This is a genomic window from Bradyrhizobium sp. USDA 4011, assembly GCF_054063415.1.
Window position 1 is genome coordinate 2,880,919 of sequence record NZ_JBSSGG010000001.1, and the last position, 18,286, is coordinate 2,899,204.

An 18,286-nucleotide genomic window follows, 5' to 3' on the forward strand; every position below is an offset into this window, starting at 1 on the left:
ACTCTCCACCTGCTGGAGACCGGACAAGCGGCGCATGACACAACGCACCTACAGCATCGGCGAGGCGGCGCGGCTCAGCGGAATTTCCGTCCGCAAGCTCCGCTTCTATTCGGACCAGGGGTTGCTGCCGCCGGCCGGCCGCACCGCGAGCGGCTATCGCGTCTTCACCGACGACGAACTGGTTCGCCTCGAACTGATCCGCTGCCTGCGTGATGCGGGGCTCGGTCTCGACGCGATCAGTGAGGTCCTGACCAAGGAGCTCTCGCTGGTCGAGGCGCTGAAGCTCCGCCTCGAAACGCTGGAAGCGGAGATCGCGGCGCAGCGCCGCGTCGCCTCGGCCCTGCGGGCTGCGTTGCGTTCATCGCAACTCACCGAAGCGGATTTGAGGAGATTCCTGACCATGACGCAGCTGTCCCGCGCCGAGCGCCGCAACGTCGTCGAACGCTTTTTCGAGGAAGTGTCCGACGGCATCAATATCGACCGGACGTGGATCCGGCAGATGTTCGAGATCAGCGTGCCCGAGTTGCCCGACGAGCCGACATCGGAGCAATGCGACGCCTGGATCGAGCTGTCGGAGATGCTGGCCGATCCTTCGCTCGTCGCCAACCTCCGCGCCAACGCGGAGGACGTCTGGAATCACCATGCGCTGGATCTCGCCGCCTGGCAGGAGGCCAACGAAACCGTGCTGGCCAAGGCCAGGGAGATAATCGCGCGCGACCTCGGGCCGACGTCCGAGGCTGGCCAGGCCCTGGCACGCGACTGGCTGGCGACGTCGGCGCGATTGTTGAAACGAGAACCCGACCTCGAATTCCGCAACTGGATTCGCGGCAAGTATGCGCTGCACGACGCCCGTGCGGCCCGCTACTGGGAGCTCGTCGCCATCATGCGCGGGCAGTCGCCGGACGCGAGCCCAAACCGCGAGTGGGCCTGGATCACCGAAGCCATGCGGCACCATCTCACTGAGTGAGCAAGGAAATCCGAGACCTCGTGGCGCGGCCACCGGGATCGGTTAAGCGCTGTGGCCGTCCTGCCCTAGACGTTAAGCCGTTTTAACGATATCGCAGGACGCAATGAGGGAAGCGTCAAACCACCAGTTTCAAACTGGGACAGTCGTGCGCGCCGCGATCGCAGCAACATGGCTGGCGATTGGGTGCGCGCTTGGCGGATGCGCGGCCGGCGGCAACGTGGCCGACTCCTACGCAATGGCCACGCCTGCGAGCGGCGGCGCAACCGTCGCATTCGAATCGATCGACGGCCCGCCGCCCCAGGTCTTCGACCGCATGGTCGGCGTGCTCGACAGCGAATCCAAGCTGCGCAGCCTGTCGATCGTGTCGCGCCAGGGCACCGCGGCCTATCGCGTGCGCAGCTATCTCTCGGCGCAAGTGGTGCGCGGCCGCACCATGATCGCGTGGGTATGGGACGTCTACGACAGCAACCAGCAACGGGCGCTCCGGCTGTCCGGCGAGGAGCCCGCAGGCAAGGCCGGCCGCGACGCCTGGGCCGCCGCCGACGATCTGGTGCTGCGCAAGATCGCCCAGGCCGGCCTCAGCGGCCTGTCCAGCATGATCAATGGCGGCCCGGCGGATGGCCCAGCGCCCGCCACGGCACCGGAGCTCCGTGGGCCGGCGATGGTCAGCGCCCCGGCCTCCGCCGCGCCAGAGACCGTGGCACTCAGCTATTCCGCCAACTAACCCCCAGAATCTCCCGGGGAAAGGCTTTTTTGCCCAGGAAAACGTGGGCCGAAGCGCCTAATGGGTTGCCAGCGGCGGCGCCTGCCTGATATTCCCTCGCGCACCGAAAACCCGCCGGTTCTGTAAGGACTTGAGATGCTGAACGTCGTATCCAGCAAGGCGCGGGGGGAAGCATCGATGTCGGCAAAGAACGGATCAATCAAGCTCGTCGCCGGCAACTCCAATCCTGCGCTGGCGCAGGACATCGCCAAGGGACTTGGCATCGAACTGACCAAGGCCGTGGTCCGGCGCTTCGCCGACATGGAGATCTTCGTCGAGATCCAGGAGAACGTCCGCGGGTCGGACATGTTCATCATTCAGTCGACGTCGTATCCGGCCAACGACAATCTGATGGAGCTTCTGATCATCACCGACGCGCTGCGCCGTTCCTCGGCGCGCCGCATCACCGCGGTGGTGCCCTATTTCGGCTACGCCAGGCAGGATCGCAGGTCCGGCTCGCGTACGCCGATCTCGGCCAAGCTCGTCGCCAACCTGATCTCGCACTCCGGCGTCGATCGCGTCATGACGCTCGACCTGCACGCCGGCCAGATCCAGGGATTCTTCGACATCCCGACCGACAATCTGTTCGCGGCGCCGCTGATGGTGCGCGATATCCGCGAGAAGTTCGACCTCGCCAAGGTGATGGTGGTGTCGCCCGACGTCGGCGGCGTGGCGCGTGCCCGCGGCCTCGCCAAGCGCATCAACACCCCGCTTGCGATCGTCGACAAGCGCCGCGAGCGCCCCGGTGAGTCCGAGGTGATGAACGTGATCGGCGACGTCGCCGGCTACAATTGCATCCTGGTCGACGACATCGTCGACTCCGGCGGCACGCTGGTGAACGCGGCCGAGGCGCTGATCGCGCACGGCGCCAAGGAAGTCTCGGCCTACATCACCCACGGCGTGCTGTCCGGCGGCGCTGCCGCGCGGATCGCGTCGTCGCGGCTGAAGGAGTTGGTCATCACCGACTCGATCCTGCCGACCGAAGCCGTCAACAAGGCGCCGAACATTCGCCAGATCTCGATCGCCGGCCTGATTGCCGAAGCGATCGGCCGCACCGCGGCGGAAGAGTCGGTCTCGAGCCTGTTCGATTGAAGCTCGATATTTGCTGTCGTCCCTGCGAAAGCAGGGACCCATAACCACAGGCCGTTGTTGTTGCGAAGGCTGTGGCTCCAGCGTTGTAAATCAATTCGCATTCGTGGTCATGGGTCCCGGCTCAAGGCCGGGACGACAGCGAGTTTGTGGTTCGCTCCAACTCAAAACCCCGGCCGCGGCACGTGGCTCATCAGCGTCCGCGCATAGCCGCCGTCGACGATGATCTCCTCACCATTGACGTATGACGCGCGGTCGCTCGCCAGGAACAGGGTCGCATCCGCCATGTCCTGCGGCGCGCCGATCCGGCGCATCGGCACCACCGCGGTGCGCCGCTCGGTGACCCCGGGCGTGTCGTAGAAGGCCTGGCTCATCGGCGTGACGACGAGGCCCGGGCTGACCACATTGCTGCGGACGCCGTGCGGCCCCCATTCGGCGGCGAGTTGCTGCGAGAGCATCACGACAGCGGCCTTGCTGACACTGTAGGCGCCGCTCTGCCCCTGCGCATTGCTTGCGGCGATCGAGGCGACGTGGATGAGGCTGCCGCGCCCGGCCTTGCGCATCTGGCGGCCGAACGCCTGCGCGCAGATGAAATAGCCGGTGAGATTGACCGCCAGCACCGCGTTCCATTCGGCGAGCGGCAGCGTGTCGAGCCCGCCGGGGCGCAGCACCGCCGCGGTGTTGACGAGTATGTCGCAAGAACCAAGCGTGCGCGCGACGGCATCGGCCGCAGCCGCGACGTTGTCCTCGCTGGTCGTGTCGCAGCTTGCGACGAGATGACCATCGCCGAACTCGCGAAGCTTTGCCTTGGTCTCCGCCAGCCCACGCTCGTCGCGATCGAGCGCGGCGACCCTGGCGCCGGCGCGCGCGAAGCTGACCGCAGTGGCGCGGCCGATGCCGCCGCCTCCGCCGGTGACGACGGCAACGCGGCCCGACAGGCCGAGCCAGTCGGAAGAGTGTTGTTCGGTCATGGGCGCCTCCCGCGCGTTCTGATTATGCCGGCAAGCATAACCGAACGCGCTGGCGGCGACAGCGATCCCGGCACGCATGCCGGAATCGCTTTTGCGCCGGGCCTTGAGCTAGCCGGGTATTCCCGCCGCGACCTGGCTGCGCAGACGTTCCAGACTGAGCAGTGTGTTGGCGCAGGCCTCCGCGACCTCGATCCCCTTGATCACGAAGTGCTTGCGGAAGAAGTCGTAATGCACCTCGGTCTCGTGGAATTGCTGCGGCGTCAGCACCGCCGAGAACACCGGCACTTCGGTGCGCAACTGCACATCCATCAGCGCCTTGATCACGGTGTCGGCGACGAATTCGTGGCGGTAGATACCACCATCGACGACGAGCCCGGCCGCGACGATCGCGGTATAGCGGCGGGTCTTCGCCAGCAGCTGCGCGTGCAGCGGGATCTCGAACGAGCCCGGCACCTCGAATACGTCGACATTGGTGATGTGGCGCGCCTCGATCTCCTTCAGGAAGGAGATGCGGCACTCTTCCACCACATCGCGATGCCAGGACGACTGCACGAAGGCAACGCGCTGCGGCTTGGCGAAGTGCGGATGCTCCGGCGCCGGCGGACGAGCCGGCGTATCGGAAAGGCCTTCTGCTTGGGAGGTCTGGACTTGAGAAGCTTGAACGTCTTGGTCTTGCAACATCTGATTCATGGCTTTCCTCTTTCAGGACCAGAATCAGGGCACACGGACAACGACACAAGCCCGCGCGAAAATCGCGTTGGCTGCCGCAACCGTTCTCTTTCATCCGGACTGTAACCGTCGGCTTCGGAATTGCACCGAATCTGCTGACCCTTCCTCCGGCTTCGCGGAAGAAGGCGCTCGCGGGCTTGGGCTCATCACCCTTTACCGCCGGTGGGGATTTTCACCCCGCCCTGAGAACATCGGCACGCCCGGGATGGACGTGCCTGAGCCGAAATATGACCAAACCGCGACAGCTGGGCAAGCACCTTTGGCATGGGGAAACGGCATGTCCCCATGAGCGCGCTGCGGCCCTTGCAGAGAGAAGTGAGCGCCCGAAAGGCTGATTCACGCGTGCGGCGAGGCGCCTGCAAATGGTTAATAAATCGTTACGCGAACGCCTAGATTCCGATTTGTTCGCAAAATCACAAGTGTGGCGGAGATCAGCTGTGGACGATGCGCGCTTTGGCTGTGGACGGACTCGGCGTGCGGTTGCGCGGATTCCGCAAATCACATCACTTCATCGGCGTCAGGTCCAGGGGCATCCGGAAGCCCGGTCAAGGAACTGCACTCGGCCACGACGCAGTATGTCGCAAGTGCCGGCTTCCGTGTGCGTATCAAGCGATCATAAGAACAAGGTCCGAGACGGCATGTCCCTCCTCGAAAGCATTATCGATTCCCGGAACAACCCGCTTGCGGTGGTCGAGGATATCGCCACCGACAACAACTGGGCGTTCGAGCGTTCCGGCGAAGACGAGGTGACGATCGTCTCCAAGGGAGACTGGATCGATTATCAGCTCTCCTTCACCTGGATGGGAGAGATCGAGGCGCTGCATCTTGCATGCGCCTTCGACATGAAGATGCCGCAGGCGCGGCGCGCCGAGGTGCAGCGGCTGGTCGCCGCGATCAACGAACAATTGTGGGTCGGCCATTTCGACCTGTGGACCCACACCGGCATGGTGATGCATCGCCAGGCGCTGGTGCTGCCCGGCGGCCTCACCGCGTCCACCGCGCAATGCGAGGCCATGGTGGTCAACGCGATCCACGCCTGCGAGCGCTACTACCCGGCGTTCCAGTTCGTGGTGTGGGCCGGCAAGTCGACCGCCGAGGCGATGGCTGCCGCGATGTTCGATACCGAGGGCGAGGCGTAGGGTTTCGCTCGGCCTTTCCACACCTTCAGCGTCGTCCCTGCGGAAGCAGGGACCCATACTCCGCGGCGTCAGTGGTTGCGCAAACTGCTTGTGGCGCGCTTCTCGCTTCACTAGAACCGCCTGTGGTTATGGGTCCCGGCTCAAGGCCGGGACGACACAGAGATTGTGGAGCCATCCGTGAACACATCCAGCAATGCATTGACGAATACGACCGGCACCATTGTGCTTGCGGGCGCGGGCAAGATGGGCGGCGCAATGCTGACCGGCTGGCTCGCGCAGGGCCTCTCGCCCAAGCATGTCGCGGTGATCGATCCGCATCTTTCGCCGGAGATTTCCGCACTTGCCGCGAAGGGCGTGCGGCTCAATCCGCAGGCGACGGATCTCGGCACGGTCGACACGCTGGTCGTCGCGGTGAAGCCGCAATCGTTCCGCGAAGCCGGCGCCGCGCTGAAGGCGCTGGTGGGTCCGTCGACACTCGTGGTCTCGATCATGGCCGGCACGACGATCTCGGTGCTGGAAGACGTGGTCGGCGGCGCAGTGGTGCGCGCGATGCCGAATACGCCGGCGGCGATCGGCCGCGGCATCACGGTCGCGGTGCCGTCAAAGCGCGTTACCGTCGCGCAGCGCGCCATGACGGATGCGCTGCTGAAAGCGACCGGGCTGGTCGAATGGGTCGACCATGAGAACCTGATGGACGCGGTGACCGCGGTCTCCGGCTCCGGTCCGGCCTATGTCTTCCTGCTCGCCGAGGAGCTCGCCCGCGCCGGCGTCGCAGCCGGCCTGCCCGAGCAGCTCGCAACCACGCTGGCCCGCGCGACCGTCGCCGGCTCCGGCGAGTTGCTGCATCGCTCGGATCTGCCGTCGGCGACGCTGCGGCAGAATGTCACCTCGCCCGGCGGCACCACGGCGGCCGCGCTCGAGGTGCTGATGGCGAGCGACGGCATGCAGCCGCTGATGACCCGCGCGATCGCCGCGGCGACCCGGCGCTCGAAAGAATTGGCGAAGTAGTCTCCTGCTGATCCCGTCATCCCCGCGCAAAGGCTTCGCCTTTGTCGCTGGAGGTGCGAGCGGAGCGAGCCTCGAAGGGTGCACGGCCCGTGGCCCATCCTTCGAGACGCGCTACGCGCACCTCAGGATGACGTCTGAATGTGCGGCCTACGCCGCGCCGAGCCGCTTGTTGAAGCTCTCGACATTGATCAGGCCGCGGGCGTGACGGCCTTCGCCGAGCTTGCGCGTGCCTTCAAAGGCCTCGACCTCGAAGCGGATCACGCGGCGCTCGACCGCGATCACCTTTGCGGTGGTCCGTACGGTAGCGCCGACAAGCGCGGCGGCGAGATGGCGGATATCGACCTCGGTACCGACCGTGACCCAGCCGGGCTGCAGCGCATCGCGGATGGCATCACCCGACGCCATCTCCATGTCGAGGATCATCATCGGCGTCGCGTAGACCATCGGCATGCCGGGCACGAAATGCCCGACCGTACGCTCCGGCGGCACCACGAGCATGCGCTCAGCGCTCATGCCGATCTTGATGAAGTCGCGTGCGTCCATTAGCGCCTCAAAACAGATGTCGTCCCGGGCAAGCGAAGCGCGACCCGGGACCCATAACCAAGAATGCCTGATGTCACGAAGGCTGGAGCCCCAGCGAGCATAATAGCCTGCGCCGGTGGTTATCGGTCCCTGCTCCAGTGCGCAATTGCGCACAAGGCAGGGACGACGAAGTGAATGTAGTTATTTCTTCGCGGCGGCCGCGCGCTCGACGAAGGTCTTGCCACCCTTCATCTTGTGATGCAGCGGCGCTTCGTTGATCTGGATCACGACGGCATCGGCATCGACGCCGAGGTTCTTCACCAGCGCCTGGGTGATGTCGCGCATCATGCCGGCCTTCTGCTCGTCGGTGCGGCCGGCGGCCATGCTGACAGTGATCTCGGGCATCTGAATAACTCCCTGGTTGTTGTTGACGCGCAAACCGCGTCGTCTGCCGGTCTGGCTGGCGCGCCATCTTTTTGAAGATGGATGCGCGGGTCAAGCCCGCACAGGACAAACCAGCTATCCCCAGCTCACGTCGTGCCGCGCGAGCACCTCGCGGACCTTGGCGACCAGATCGGCCTCGGAGCAAGAGAACTGCGCCGGACGAGTTTCGCGCCATTCCTGATTGGACGCGATCGCGGCCGCCGCCTTGGCGCCTTCGATCAGGTCCTTGATCTGCACCTCACCGCGCGCCTTCTCGTCCGAGCCCTGGATGATCACGCAGGGCGAGTTGCGGCGGTCGGCATATTTGAGCTGGTTGCCCATGTTCTTCGGGTTGCCGAGATAGAGCTCGGCGCGGATGCCGGCCTGGCGCAGCTGCGCGACCATCTTCTGGTAGTCGGCGACGCGGTCGCGGTCGAACACGGTGACGACGACGGGGCCGAATTCGGCCTGCGTATCGAGCTGGCCGAGCATCGTGAGCGCGGCCTGCAGCCGCGAGACGCCGATCGAGAAGCCGGTGGCAGGCACCGGCTCGCCGCGAAAGCGCGAGACGAGCCCGTCATAGCGGCCGCCGCCACCGACCGAGCCGAACCGCACCGGGCGGCCCTTCTCGTCCTTGGTGTCGAGCAGCAGCTCAACCTCGTAGACCGGGCCGGTATAGTATTCGAGGCCGCGAACGACGGTGGGATCGATGCGGATGCGATCCGCACCATAACCGGAAGCCGCGACCAGTTTCGCGATCTCTTCGAGCTCGCTCACACCGGCCTGACCGACTTCACTCTTCGCAAGGTAGGTCTCGGCCGCAGCGATGGCATCTTTCCAATCGTCGCGCTTCTGCGTGACGGCCAGCACGATATCGGCATCCGCCGGGCTCAGCTCAGCGCCCTTGGTGAAGTCGCCCTTGCCTTCTTCGCCGCCATCCCATCGCCCGGGACCGAGCAGCTTGCGAACCTCGTCGGCAGGAAACTTGTCGAGCTTGTCGATCGCGCGCAGCACCGTGAGCCTGCGGCCTGCATTGTCGTCGCCGCCGAGACCGATCGCTTCGAGCACGCCGTCGAGCACTTTGCGGTTATTCACCTTGACGACATAGGAGCCGCGCGGAATGCCGAGCGCTTCCATCGTGTCGGCCGCCATCATGCAGATCTCGGCGTCGGCCGCCGGCGTCGCCGAGCCGACCGTGTCGGCGTCGAACTGCATGAACTGACGGAAGCGGCCGGGACCGGGCTTCTCGTTGCGGAAGACATAGCCGAACCGATAGGACCGGTACGGCTTCGGCAGCGCGTCGAAGTTTTCCGCGACATAGCGCGCGAGCGGCGCGGTCAGGTCGTAGCGCAGCGAGATCCACTGCTCGTCATCGTCCTGGAACGAGAACACGCCCTCGTTGGGCCGATCCTGATCGGGCAGGAATTTGCCGAGCGCATCGGTATATTCCATCGCCGGCGTCTCCACCGGCTCGAAGCCGTAGAGCTCGTAGACGGCGCGGATCTTCTCGACCATCGCCCGCGTGGCATTGATCGCGGCCGGGCCGCGATCTTCCAGCCCGCGCGGCAGGCGCGCCTTCAGTTTCTGGGGTTTTTTGGGTTTCTCGGCCATGTCATACGTCGGCTGTAAGTCAGTATTGACTTTAAGGCCGGGTTATCAGGCAGGGCTCTGTGCCGCAAGCGCCTGGCGCCTTCTTACCTCGCCCCGCTTGCGGGGAGAGATCGGAATTCAAGCAACGCTTGAATTCCGGGTGAGGGGGACTCTCCAGTAGTCCCGGTGCGGATAAGGCCCCTCACCCCACCCTCCAAGAGCGAGCTTTGCTCGTCTCGACCCCGCAAGAGCGGGGCGAGCGAGCGATGGAGCGTGCCTACCTACGCGACGCTCCTGATCCAGTTATGCGGGTCGTTGGTGCGACCGTACTGGATGTCGACCAGCTTCTTGCGCAGGCCCATCGCGACCGGGCCGGCGACGCCGCCGCTGATCTGGAAGTCGCCGCTCGCCGAGCACACCTTGCCGATCGGCGAGATGACGGCCGCGGTGCCGCAGGCGAAGGCCTCCTTCAGCTTGCCGCTGGCGGCGTCGGCACGCCACTGCTGGATCGTGTAGGGCTCCTCGCGCACGCGCGTGCCGGCATCCTTGGCAAGCGCGATGATCGAGTCGCGGGTGATGCCGGGCAAGATGGTGCCGAGCGGCGGCGTCAGCAGCGAGCCGTCGTCGAACGCGAAGAAGATGTTCATGCCGCCGAGTTCCTCGATGTAGCGGCGCTCGACCGCGTCGAGGAACACGACCTGGTCGCAGCCGCGCTCGATCGCTTCCGCCTGCGCGCGCAGGCTTGCGGCATAGTTGCCGCCGCACTTGACGGCGCCGGTGCCGCCGATCGCGGCGCGCGTGTAATTCTCCGACACCCAGATCGACACCGGCGCGGGACCGCCCTTGAAGTAGGAGCCGACCGGCGATGCGATGACGGCGAAGATGTATTCCGCCGACGGCTTCACGCCGAGGAAGACCTCGCTCGCGATCATGAACGGCCGCAGATAGAGGCTGCCCTCGCCGCCCGGGATCCAGGCGCGATCGATCCGCACCAGCTGCTCGACCGCCTCGATGAACACGTCCTCGGGCAGCGGCGCCATCGCCATGCGCTCGGCCGAATCGTGGAAGCGCCGGGCATTGGCGTCCGGACGGAACAGGTTCACACCGCCATCATCGCGCCTGTAGGCCTTGAGACCTTCGAAAATCTCCTGGGCGTAGTGCAGCACCGCGCCGGCCGGATCGAGCGGAAAATTCGCGCGTGCCTCGACGCGGGCGCTGTGCCAGCCCTTGCCCTGGCTGTAGCGGACGATCGCCATGTGGTCGGTAAAGACGCGGCCGAAGCCCGGGTCCACGAGCTTCGCCGCGCGATCCTTGTCGGACGTGGGATTCGGCGAAGGCTGGATGTCGAATTTCAAAGTCATTTTTCTTGCTTTCCGCTGTCGGAACCGGCGCCATGCCGGGCGTCGGCCTGTTTCCCCCGGAGCCTCCCGGCTCGGCTGGTGCGAACTTCACCACCGCCGGTAACCGGGCCGGTTTCCATCGCCAACATGCCGTTCAGACATGCTTTTGCGGAGTGCTGAAGTCCAGTATGTTTGCCGAAATGCCGCTCGACAATCGCACGGTAGTCCAATTTGCGGCCCAAACCGCCTCACAGGCTTTTTCAGGCCGCCTCAAACGCTGTCGGAGACGGAACGATCTAATGTTTCGTCGTGACAGGCAGTTTTGTAACATTGAACCCAAGATACGTCAATATGACTGACATAAATTTCTCAGGCATGGCTGCCAAGCCCGATTCGCAGGGAGATGATCACGCTCCTGCGGCGGGCGGCCGCGACCTGCGCTGGGACATCATCGAGCTCTTGTTCTTCGCCTACCGCGACTTTGTCGGCGACGCCGACCAGGAACTGGAGGCGTTCGGCTTCGGCCGCGCCCACCACCGCGTCATCCACTTCGTCACCCGCTATCCCGGCCTGAAGGTCGCCGACCTGCTCGACGTCCTGCGCATCACCAAGCAGTCGCTCGGACGCGTGCTCAAGCAGCTGCTGGACGAAGGCTACATCGTGCAGAAGACCGGCAACAACGACCGCCGGCAGCGCCTGCTCTACGCAACGCCGAAGGGCGAGGCGCTGGTCGCCAGGCTCGCAGGGCTGCAGACCGACCGCATCAACCGCGCGATCGCCGGCATCGATCCGGCCGGCGTCGAGACGGTTCGGCAATTCCTCCGCGCGATGATCGACCGCGACGATCCCGACAAGGTGCTCGAAGCGATCTTCGGCGGTGGCCGAAAAACAAGGGAGTGAACCTGGTGCAGGCTGCAACCCTGATGCGCACGCCGGTCGAGCCGGCCGACGATGCGCCGCATCTCCTGCTGGTCGACGACGACCGCCGCATTCGCGACCTGTTGTCGCGCTTTCTCTCCGGCGAAGGCTATCGCGTCACGACGGCCATGAGCGCCACCGACGCGCGCGCCAAGCTGCTCGGGCTGCATTTCGACCTGCTCATCCTCGACGTGATGATGCCCGGCGAGAACGGCTTCGACCTCGCCCGCTTCATCCGCACCTCCTCGACGGTGCCGATCATCATGCTGACCGCCCGCCATGAGGCGGAAGCCCGCATCGAGGGCCTGCAGATCGGCGCCGACGACTATGTCGCCAAGCCATTCGAGCCGCGCGAGCTGGTGCTGCGCATCGGCAATATCCTCAAGCGCACCGCGCCGCCGCAAGTCACTGTCGTCGAGCAGATCGCGTTCGGCCCCTACATCTTCCACATCGAACGCAGCGAGCTGCGCCAGGGTGAGGAGATCATCCATCTCACCGACCGCGAGCGGGAGATGCTGCGCATCCTCGCAAGCGCCCCCGGCGAGACCGTGCCGCGCGGCGAACTGACCAGCGGCGGTACCGTCAACGAGCGCGCGGTCGACGTCCAGATCAACCGCCTGCGCCGCAAGATCGAGCACGATCCCGCCAATCCGCTGTTCCTGCAGGCGGTACGCGGCATCGGCTATCGCCTGGTCGCCTCGCCGTAAGATGCAGCCATGAGTACGCTCGACACCGGCCTGACCCTGATCAAGAACGCCTCGCAGCGCGTCTCGAAGGCGAACGGCTGGATGGGCAATGCGTTCAAGAGCTGGATGCCGACCGGCCTCTATGCGCGCGCGCTGCTGATCATGATCGTTCCGATGGTGATCCTGCAGACCGTGGTCGCGTTCGTGTTCATGGAGCGGCACTGGAATACGGTGACGCGGCGCCTGTCGGCCGCGGTGGTCTCCGACATCGCGGCGCTGATCGACGTCTACAAGACCTATCCGCAGGACAAGGACCGCGCGCACCTGCGCGGCATCGCGCAGAAGCTGCAGCTCGTGGTCGACTTCCTCCCCGCCGGCGACATGCCGCCGCCAGGGCCGAAGCCGTTCTTCTCGCTGCTCGACCAGACCCTGTCGGTGCAGCTCGGCCGCCAGATCAGCCGTCCGTTCTGGATCGACACCGTCGGCAAGTCCAACCTGGTCGAGATCCGCGTCCAGCTCGACGATTCCGTGATGCGCATCTTCGCCCAGCGCAGCGCGGCCTACGCCTCCAACTCGGAGATCTTCATCTTCTGGATGGTCGGCACCTCGTCGATCCTGCTGATCGTCGCCGTGCTGTTCCTGCGCAACCAGATCAAGCCGATCCTCAGACTGGCCGATGCCGCCGAAAGCTTCGGCAAGGGCCGCGAGGCACCGAACTTCCGGCCCCGCGGCGCGCGCGAGGTGCGGCGCGCGGCGCAGGCCTTCATCGAGATGAAGGCGCGCGTCGAACGCTCGATCGAGCAGCGCACCGCGATGCTCGCCGGGGTGTCGCATGATTTGCGTACCATCCTGACCCGCTTCAAGCTCGAACTCGCCTTGATCGGCGAAGGCCCCGAGATCGACGCGATGCGCAAGGACGTCGACGAGATGTCGATGATGCTGGAGGACTACCTTGCCTTCGCGCGCGGCGATTCCGGCGAGGTCGCGCAGCCGACCGACATGGCGATGGCGCTCGAGGAATTGCGCAGCGACGCCGAACGCCACGGCCACACCGCGACCGTCGCGTTCCACGGCCTGCCCGTCGTCACGGTGAAACCGGCTTCGTTCAAGCGCTGCCTCGCCAACCTCGTCTCCAACGCGGCGCGCCACGCCAACACGATCTCGATCACCGGCCAGCGCGACCATCGCTACCTCAACATCACGGTCGACGACGACGGCCCCGGCATCCCCGCCGACATGCGCGAGGAAGTGTTCAAGCCCTTCCTGCGGCTCGACGACGCCCGCAACCAGGACGAAGGCGGCAGCGGCCTCGGACTTGCGATCGCCCGCGACATCGCCCGCTCGCATGGCGGCGACATCATGCTCGGCGAAAGCCCGATGGGCGGCCTGCGCGCGGCGGTGCGCGTGCCGGTGTAGCTACCAGCGGTAAGACAAGGTGCCGATCACTTGACGCCGCTCGCCGGCATAGCAGTAGCCGGACTGGCAGGTCTGGTAGTGCGTGTCGAACAGATTGGTCGCGTTCAAGCGTATGGGCGTCGAGGAAGCGCCGGTCGAGCTTGCCGAGATCGTAGTCGATCACGGCATCGAACAACGTTCTCGCCGTATTCTGGTCGTTGCCGAAGTTGGTCCCGATATAACGGACACCGAGACCAAGCCCGAGCCCTTCGTCGAGCGTCACAGCTATCCAGGATCCGCCAGGCGGAGCGCGACGCGAGATTGGTGCTGCTGTCGATGGAATCGATCTGGGTGTATTTCGCGTCGGTGTCGACCTGATAGAAGCGGAAGTTCTGCCGCACCGTCCAGGCGTCGTCGTCGACATTGTGCTCGAACGCGTAACCGATGCGGTATTGCTTCTGATCCATAGCGCTGAAGGCCGGATCATTCGAGTAGACACGCTGTCGAGATCGTAGGGCTCGATCTTGGGAATGGCGAAGTTGCCGCCGCCCTGGCGCAGGCCGTCGCGATAGATCCCGGTATGGGTCGCATCGAAGCCACGGATGTAGAAGCTGTCGGACCGGGGATCATAGCCGAACGCCGTGGTCGTGACGCCGGGCGTGTAATTGACGGCGTCCTTGAGCGTCTGGACATTACGATCCCTGAGCTCCTTCTGCGTGACGACCGAAAGCGACTGCGGCGTCTCGATCAGCGCGGTGTTGGTCTTGGTGCCGACCGTGCCGGCAGCGCCTTGCGACTTGGCAATCTTGGCGCGGGCTGGCCGCAATGATGGTGGTGCACAACGTCACGTCCCCTCAACATGAGAGAGGACGTGCTCTGGCGCGCTGCGGCGATCGAAGGCGCTGCGCCTATTTCTGCTTGGGCAGGAGGCCCTTCAGCTTTTCCATATCCTTGACGTTCATCTTCATGCCGCCGGGCATGATGATGTCACCGGGCTTCTGGTCGCTCTTGCAGGCGCCGAGCCATTTCGCCTCGATGGTCATCGTGGTGTCGCGGGAGCCGGCCGCGCCGCCTTCCGCGTGCGAGGTGCTCTTGACCGTGTAGGCGGAATTGAAATCGCCGACGATCTCGGCATGGCTCTTCATCGACATGCCGGCGACGCTGCACACGCTGTCGCTGACATAGCCGGTCGCGGTCTTCTGGATGTCCTGCTTGGAGCAGACTTCCTTGGCCATCGGCGAGGCCGCCGCGCTCATCTCCTTGTCGGTGGTCTCGTCGGTGCAGTGCTGCATGGTGATTTCCGGCATCGGGCCGCCGGTGCGCACCATTTTCATCTCCCACAGACCGGCCTTGCGGATCGGCAGGTCGACGGCGCTCGCGGCGCCAGTGGACAGGACGAGGCAAACAGCAGAACCAAGCAAGGCAAGCTGTCGGGTCATGCGGTGAATTCCCGGCTGAACGATCGAATGATCTGGAGTGCGCTCAGTAGAGCGTGCGCACCGGTCTCTGGGCCGAACCGTAGGGCACCCAGCGGCAGGCGAACGAGATATAGCCACCCGGGTAGCGCTGCACCCCAAGGAACTTGACCACCTTGCCGTAGGAGGCGCAGTGATCGACGGCGAGCTGCCGCGCGTCGGTCTGGGCCGCCAGCGTATAGGCGATGATACCGCCTGTATCATTGCCCTTGAACGGCGGCACCGGCTGCATCCAGTCGGCTCGCGCCGGACCAACGGCCAGCATCCCGCAAACGGCAACCAGGCACGCGGCCAATTTCCTTCGCATCGCAGACTCCATTTCGCTTGCGACCAACATAGAGCGCGCTGGCGACCATGGAAAGAACGAGCCGGCTGTTGGAGGTGGACTTCTCCGCAGGTGTTGCCGCGCTGCACTTGACCTTGCCGGGGCTTCACGGCACCGTCCGCCGCATCTGATCATCGGGTGGATTCCCATGCGCAACCTGTTCAACTCCCCCAACAAACTCAGCCACACGCTTGGCCTCGGCGCCGCGCTCGTGGTCGGCCTTCTGGCGTTCGGGGGCACGGCTCAGGCCGCCAATCCGTTCGAACTGAATTTCTGGCTGTCCGGCCCGCGCTATGACGGCAATGTGGCCCCCTGCGAGCGGGCCCTGAGCGTCATCAGCGATCAATTCCACGAAAAGGAAGCCACTTTCTGGAATTCGCCGCTCGTGATCACCGGGTTCAGCCGGATCCACGAAACCGCGTTCCGCCCGTGGCAGTCCGATAACATCCCGCGCCGCTATTGCTCGGGCGACGCGATGCTGAGCGACGGCAAGGTGCGCAAGGTGCACTATTCGATCATCGAGGACGGCGGTTTTGCCGGCATCGGCCAGGGCGTCGAATGGTGCGTCGCCGGGCTCGACCGCAACTGGGCCTATAACCCGTCCTGCAGGGCCGCCCGGCCCTGATCTCCGACCAGTTCGGTCAAGACGGAAGCCGCCGCCATTCAGACGGCGGCTTTTTGTTCTTGAAATGTTCTAGCACCCTGCTAGCTTCTGAACGGGTCGCGTGAGGGAGCGTTTGATGCCTCGGTTGGTCACAATTTCCCGATTTCTGATTTCAATTGCCTTTGTTCTGTGCGGCGCGATGGGGGCCTCGGCCCAGGATCGCCGGCAGAATGCGCCCGGCGAGTTCGATTTCTATGTGCTGTCGCTGTCGTGGTCGCCCTCGTTCTGCGAGGCGGCGAGCGAGCGCGGCAACAACGGCCGCGGCACCCAGGCGCAATGCGGCGGACGGCCTTACTCGTTCGTGGTGCACGGGCTGTGGCCGCAATATGAGCGGGGCTTTCCGGAATACTGCCAGCGGCCCTCACCCCGCCTCGCCCGCAACATCATGACTTCGATGCTCGACCTGATGCCGGCGCCCGGCCTGATCTACAACGAGTGGGACAAGCACGGCACCTGCTCCGGCCTCGGCGAACGGGCCTATTTCGAAGCCATCCGCAAGGCCCGCGCCGCGGTAAAGATCCCCGAGGAATTCCTGCAATTGACGGAGCCGAAGACGATCGCGCCCGACGAACTGGAGACGGCGTTCATCAAGGCCAATCCGGGGCTCAGCAACTCCGCGATCTCGGTGACCTGCGACAGCAAGCGGCTCAGCGAGGTACGGATCTGCCTCAGCAAGGATCTGCAATTCCGTTCCTGCGAGGAAATCGATCGCCGCGCCTGCCGCCGCGATCAGGTGCTGATGCCGCCGGTTCGCGGCGGCTGAAGTCTCGTCCGCGTCAGGGCCGGGCAAACGCGCGTTGTCGCGCCGAGTGTCCCGGCCATGGACGCCATCGCGAAACTGACGAGATGAGGCATAGATGCCCGGGACAGGCCGGGCATGACGCAGTACAACATGCGCACCCTCTGGAGCGCAGCGTCATCGCATGAACTATCGTCACGCCTTTCATGCCGGCAGCTTTGCCGACGTCATCAAGCACATCGTGCTGGTGCGCATGCTCACCTATCTGCAGGAGAAGCAGGCGCCGTTCCGCGTCATCGACACCCATGCCGGCGCCGGCCTCTATGATTTGACGTCGAGCGAAGCGCAGCGCGGCGGCGAATGGCTGACCGGCATCGCGCGGCTGATGCAGGCGCGGCTGTCCGACAAGGCGTTGCCGCTGATCGCACCCTATCTCGACATCGTCAGGGCATTCAACCCGAGAGGCGAGTTGAAAGCCTATCCCGGCTCGCCGTTGATCGCGCGGGCGCTGCTGCGTCCGCAAGACCGTATGACGGCCTGCGAGATCGAGCCCGTGGCGCGCAAGCAATTGATCGATGCATTGCGACGCGATGTGCAGGCGCGCGTCGTCGATCTCGACGGCTGGATGGCATTGCCCGCATTCGTGCCGCCGAACGAACGGCGCGGCCTGGTGCTGATCGATCCGCCATTCGAAGCGAAGGACGAGTTCGAGCGGCTGGCGAGTGCCTTCACCGAAGCGTTCGCGAAGTGGCCGACCGGCACGTATCTTTTGTGGTACCCCGTAAAAACCCGGAGAGCTACCGACGAGCTCGCGCGCAGCGTGGCTGCAGCGACAGCAAGCAGTCGGCCCGCAGGCAAATGCTTGCGTTTGGAATTCAGTGTGGCGCCACAAGAAACCGGCGCAGGCCTCGTTTCCACCGGGCTTTTGATAGTGAATCCGCCGTGGACGCTGGCGGGCGAGCTGAAGATCATCCTGCCCGAACTCGAGAGACCGCTTGGTCAAGGCGGCGCCGGACGCTTCAGACTCGAAACGCCTAAACCTTGATCGGTAGCACCCACTGAAAAGTTCTATTTGAGCATAGGCAACGCGCGCGGAACCGTATTATGCTCATCTTGTTACGACTGGCTTTACGTTCCGCTTCCGCGAATGGTTGCGGCGGAGTGACAAGGCCGAAATAAATCCAGGCAGACCGGCGGCGTGACGCCGGCCTGTTCAGGTGGCCAAGCTTCCGACAAGCGAATGTCGGTCAACCGCTACGCGGCGTGCGCGTAGCGGTGGAGCAATACGGGGGAGGAGTTTCCCGATGGCCATGACTGGGACAGTCAAGTTCTTCAACGGAGAGCGTGGCTATGGCTTCATCAAGCCTGATGATGGCGGCCGCGATGTGTTCGTTCACATCACAGCTGTCGAGCGTGCCGGCTTGAAGGACCTGACTGAAGGACAGCGCATTACGTTCGAGGTTGAACCCGACAAGAAGGGCAAGGGCCCGAAGGCGGTCAACCTGGTGGTTTCATGACGAGCGCGCGCGGTGCGTAGCTCGTA

The 18,286-nt window shown here is 64.7% G+C and carries 21 protein-coding genes and 1 riboswitch; of the genes, 12 read left to right on the forward strand and 9 right to left on the reverse strand.

Annotated elements, in window-relative coordinates; genetic code table 11:
* Window positions 1–34: 34 nt before the first annotated feature.
* From ACVW1C_RS13510 to ACVW1C_RS13520, 3 genes are all read left to right on the forward strand, one after another.
* Window positions 35–967 carry a MerR family transcriptional regulator gene (locus tag ACVW1C_RS13510; RefSeq protein WP_456758848.1) on the forward strand — a complete coding sequence of 311 codons (933 nt, stop codon included), beginning with the start codon at window positions 35–37 and terminating at the stop codon, window positions 965–967.
* 103 nt (window positions 968–1,070) lie between these two features.
* Complete coding sequence (locus ACVW1C_RS13515) at window positions 1,071–1,691, forward strand: hypothetical protein (protein WP_456758849.1); 621 nt, start codon at window positions 1,071–1,073, stop codon at window positions 1,689–1,691.
* Between the two features lie 177 nt (window positions 1,692–1,868).
* Window positions 1,869–2,822: a ribose-phosphate pyrophosphokinase gene (locus ACVW1C_RS13520; RefSeq protein ID WP_171948021.1), complete on the forward strand. Its 954-nt coding sequence runs from the start codon at window positions 1,869–1,871 to the stop codon at window positions 2,820–2,822.
* 161 nt (window positions 2,823–2,983) lie between these two features.
* On the opposite strand, the gene ACVW1C_RS13525 is transcribed toward ACVW1C_RS13520, so the two are convergent.
* Together ACVW1C_RS13525 and ACVW1C_RS13530 are read right to left on the reverse strand one after the other, a co-directional pair.
* A complete protein-coding gene (locus ACVW1C_RS13525; RefSeq protein WP_456758850.1) occupies window positions 2,984–3,790 on the reverse strand; it encodes an SDR family NAD(P)-dependent oxidoreductase in 807 nt (268 codons plus the stop codon).
* Window positions 3,791–3,898: 108 nt separating this feature from the next.
* Window positions 3,899–4,480: a 6,7-dimethyl-8-ribityllumazine synthase gene (locus ACVW1C_RS13530; protein WP_456758851.1), complete on the reverse strand. Its 582-nt coding sequence runs from the start codon at window positions 4,478–4,480 to the stop codon at window positions 3,899–3,901.
* A 78-nt stretch (window positions 4,481–4,558) separates the two neighbouring features.
* Window positions 4,559–4,713: riboswitch (FMN riboswitch) on the reverse strand.
* Window positions 4,714–5,157: 444 nt separating this feature from the next.
* Between ACVW1C_RS13530 and ACVW1C_RS13535 the strand changes: the two genes are divergently transcribed.
* Both ACVW1C_RS13535 and proC read left to right on the forward strand, forming a co-directional pair.
* Entirely contained in the window at window positions 5,158–5,658 is a 501-nt protein-coding gene (locus ACVW1C_RS13535) for a type III secretion system chaperone family protein (protein ID WP_016844492.1), read from the forward strand.
* A gap of 243 nt (window positions 5,659–5,901) precedes the next feature.
* On the forward strand, window positions 5,902–6,666 hold the full coding sequence (gene proC, locus ACVW1C_RS13540) for a pyrroline-5-carboxylate reductase (protein ID WP_456763073.1): 765 nt from the start codon (window positions 5,902–5,904) through the stop codon (window positions 6,664–6,666).
* Between the two features lie 147 nt (window positions 6,667–6,813).
* Here the strand turns inward: proC and ACVW1C_RS13545 are convergent, their stop codons facing one another.
* The 4 genes from ACVW1C_RS13545 to ACVW1C_RS13560 all read right to left on the reverse strand — a co-directional run bounded on the left by ACVW1C_RS13545 (window position 6,814) and on the right by ACVW1C_RS13560 (window position 10,562).
* Window positions 6,814–7,209 carry a thioesterase family protein gene (locus tag ACVW1C_RS13545; protein ID WP_456758852.1) on the reverse strand — a complete coding sequence of 132 codons (396 nt, stop codon included), beginning with the start codon at window positions 7,207–7,209 and terminating at the stop codon, window positions 6,814–6,816.
* Between the two features lie 180 nt (window positions 7,210–7,389).
* Window positions 7,390–7,593, reverse strand: a complete 204-nt coding sequence (locus ACVW1C_RS13550) for a tautomerase family protein (protein ID WP_044538952.1) — start codon at window positions 7,591–7,593, stop codon at window positions 7,390–7,392.
* 114 nt (window positions 7,594–7,707) lie between these two features.
* Window positions 7,708–9,222, reverse strand: a complete 1,515-nt coding sequence (gene hisS / locus ACVW1C_RS13555; RefSeq protein WP_456758853.1) for a histidine--tRNA ligase — start codon at window positions 9,220–9,222, stop codon at window positions 7,708–7,710.
* Between the two features lie 260 nt (window positions 9,223–9,482).
* Window positions 9,483–10,562 carry a branched-chain amino acid aminotransferase gene (locus ACVW1C_RS13560; RefSeq protein WP_456758854.1) on the reverse strand — a complete coding sequence of 360 codons (1,080 nt, stop codon included), beginning with the start codon at window positions 10,560–10,562 and terminating at the stop codon, window positions 9,483–9,485.
* 330 nt (window positions 10,563–10,892) lie between these two features.
* On the opposite strand from ACVW1C_RS13560, the gene ACVW1C_RS13565 reads away from it, so the two are divergent.
* From ACVW1C_RS13565 to ACVW1C_RS13575, 3 genes are read left to right on the forward strand one after another with little or no spacing between them, the layout of a single operon-like run.
* Window positions 10,893–11,441, forward strand: a complete 549-nt coding sequence (locus ACVW1C_RS13565; protein ID WP_456758855.1) for a MarR family winged helix-turn-helix transcriptional regulator — start codon at window positions 10,893–10,895, stop codon at window positions 11,439–11,441.
* 23 nt (window positions 11,442–11,464) lie between these two features.
* Window positions 11,465–12,166 carry a response regulator transcription factor gene (locus ACVW1C_RS13570; RefSeq protein WP_371821805.1) on the forward strand — a complete coding sequence of 234 codons (702 nt, stop codon included), beginning with the start codon at window positions 11,465–11,467 and terminating at the stop codon, window positions 12,164–12,166.
* Between the two features lie 9 nt (window positions 12,167–12,175).
* On the forward strand, window positions 12,176–13,561 hold the full coding sequence (locus ACVW1C_RS13575; RefSeq protein ID WP_456758856.1) for an ATP-binding protein: 1,386 nt from the start codon (window positions 12,176–12,178) through the stop codon (window positions 13,559–13,561).
* Here ACVW1C_RS13575 and ACVW1C_RS13580 read toward each other — a convergent pair.
* From ACVW1C_RS13580 to ACVW1C_RS13590, 3 genes are all read right to left on the reverse strand, one after another.
* Window positions 13,503–14,366 (reverse strand): TonB-dependent receptor plug domain-containing protein, encoded by an 864-nt coding sequence (locus tag ACVW1C_RS13580; RefSeq protein WP_456758857.1) that lies wholly within the window; start codon window positions 14,364–14,366, stop codon window positions 13,503–13,505. The genes ACVW1C_RS13575 and ACVW1C_RS13580 overlap by 59 nt on opposite strands.
* 82 nt (window positions 14,367–14,448) lie before the next feature.
* A complete protein-coding gene (locus tag ACVW1C_RS13585) occupies window positions 14,449–14,979 on the reverse strand; it encodes a DUF3617 domain-containing protein (protein WP_097671589.1) in 531 nt (176 codons plus the stop codon).
* 43 nt (window positions 14,980–15,022) lie between these two features.
* Window positions 15,023–15,322, reverse strand: a complete 300-nt coding sequence (locus ACVW1C_RS13590; protein ID WP_456758858.1) for a hypothetical protein — start codon at window positions 15,320–15,322, stop codon at window positions 15,023–15,025.
* A 166-nt stretch (window positions 15,323–15,488) separates the two neighbouring features.
* Between ACVW1C_RS13590 and ACVW1C_RS13595 the strand changes: the two genes are divergently transcribed.
* The 4 genes from ACVW1C_RS13595 (at window position 15,489) to ACVW1C_RS13610 (ending at window position 18,260) form a co-directional block, all read left to right on the forward strand.
* On the forward strand, window positions 15,489–15,965 hold the full coding sequence (locus ACVW1C_RS13595) for a hypothetical protein (protein ID WP_456758859.1): 477 nt from the start codon (window positions 15,489–15,491) through the stop codon (window positions 15,963–15,965).
* 178 nt (window positions 15,966–16,143) lie between these two features.
* Entirely contained in the window at window positions 16,144–16,767 is a 624-nt protein-coding gene (locus tag ACVW1C_RS13600) for a ribonuclease T2 (RefSeq protein ID WP_229170475.1), read from the forward strand.
* Window positions 16,768–16,927: 160 nt separating this feature from the next.
* Entirely contained in the window at window positions 16,928–17,788 is an 861-nt protein-coding gene (locus ACVW1C_RS13605) for a 23S rRNA (adenine(2030)-N(6))-methyltransferase RlmJ (RefSeq protein WP_456758860.1), read from the forward strand.
* A 259-nt stretch (window positions 17,789–18,047) separates the two neighbouring features.
* Window positions 18,048–18,260, forward strand: a complete 213-nt coding sequence (locus ACVW1C_RS13610) for a cold-shock protein (protein ID WP_016844477.1) — start codon at window positions 18,048–18,050, stop codon at window positions 18,258–18,260.
* The last annotated feature ends 26 nt before the right edge of the window (window positions 18,261–18,286 follow it).

Bases quoted from the DNA above. Each gene is read 5' to 3' on its own strand.
- ACVW1C_RS13545 (WP_456758852.1), bottom strand. From the start codon at position 7,209: ATGGACGCACGCGACTTCATCAAGATCGGCATGAGCGCTGAGCGCATG.
- ACVW1C_RS13550 (WP_044538952.1), bottom strand. From the start codon at position 7,593: ATGCCCGAGATCACTGTCAGCATGGCCGCCGGCCGCACCGACGAGCAG.
- ACVW1C_RS13575 (WP_456758856.1), top strand. From the start codon at position 12,176: ATGAGTACGCTCGACACCGGCCTGACCCTGATCAAGAACGCCTCGCAG.
- ACVW1C_RS13525 (WP_456758850.1), bottom strand. From the start codon at position 3,790: ATGACCGAACAACACTCTTCCGACTGGCTCGGCCTGTCGGGCCGCGTT.
- proC (WP_456763073.1), top strand. From the start codon at position 5,902: ATGGGCGGCGCAATGCTGACCGGCTGGCTCGCGCAGGGCCTCTCGCCC.
- ACVW1C_RS13520 (WP_171948021.1), top strand. From the start codon at position 1,869: ATGTCGGCAAAGAACGGATCAATCAAGCTCGTCGCCGGCAACTCCAAT.
- ACVW1C_RS13600 (WP_229170475.1), top strand. From the start codon at position 16,144: ATGGGGGCCTCGGCCCAGGATCGCCGGCAGAATGCGCCCGGCGAGTTC.
- ACVW1C_RS13560 (WP_456758854.1), bottom strand. From the start codon at position 10,562: ATGACTTTGAAATTCGACATCCAGCCTTCGCCGAATCCCACGTCCGAC.
- ACVW1C_RS13565 (WP_456758855.1), top strand. From the start codon at position 10,893: ATGACTGACATAAATTTCTCAGGCATGGCTGCCAAGCCCGATTCGCAG.
- hisS (WP_456758853.1), bottom strand. From the start codon at position 9,222: ATGGCCGAGAAACCCAAAAAACCCCAGAAACTGAAGGCGCGCCTGCCG.
- ACVW1C_RS13515 (WP_456758849.1), top strand. From the start codon at position 1,071: ATGAGGGAAGCGTCAAACCACCAGTTTCAAACTGGGACAGTCGTGCGC.
- ACVW1C_RS13605 (WP_456758860.1), top strand. From the start codon at position 16,928: ATGAACTATCGTCACGCCTTTCATGCCGGCAGCTTTGCCGACGTCATC.
- ACVW1C_RS13570 (WP_371821805.1), top strand. From the start codon at position 11,465: ATGCGCACGCCGGTCGAGCCGGCCGACGATGCGCCGCATCTCCTGCTG.
- ACVW1C_RS13590 (WP_456758858.1), bottom strand. From the start codon at position 15,322: ATGCGAAGGAAATTGGCCGCGTGCCTGGTTGCCGTTTGCGGGATGCTG.
- ACVW1C_RS13510 (WP_456758848.1), top strand. From the start codon at position 35: ATGACACAACGCACCTACAGCATCGGCGAGGCGGCGCGGCTCAGCGGA.
- ACVW1C_RS13535 (WP_016844492.1), top strand. From the start codon at position 5,158: ATGTCCCTCCTCGAAAGCATTATCGATTCCCGGAACAACCCGCTTGCG.
- ACVW1C_RS13595 (WP_456758859.1), top strand. From the start codon at position 15,489: ATGCGCAACCTGTTCAACTCCCCCAACAAACTCAGCCACACGCTTGGC.
- ACVW1C_RS13530 (WP_456758851.1), bottom strand. From the start codon at position 4,480: ATGAATCAGATGTTGCAAGACCAAGACGTTCAAGCTTCTCAAGTCCAG.
- ACVW1C_RS13610 (WP_016844477.1), top strand. From the start codon at position 18,048: ATGGCCATGACTGGGACAGTCAAGTTCTTCAACGGAGAGCGTGGCTAT.
- ACVW1C_RS13585 (WP_097671589.1), bottom strand. From the start codon at position 14,979: ATGACCCGACAGCTTGCCTTGCTTGGTTCTGCTGTTTGCCTCGTCCTG.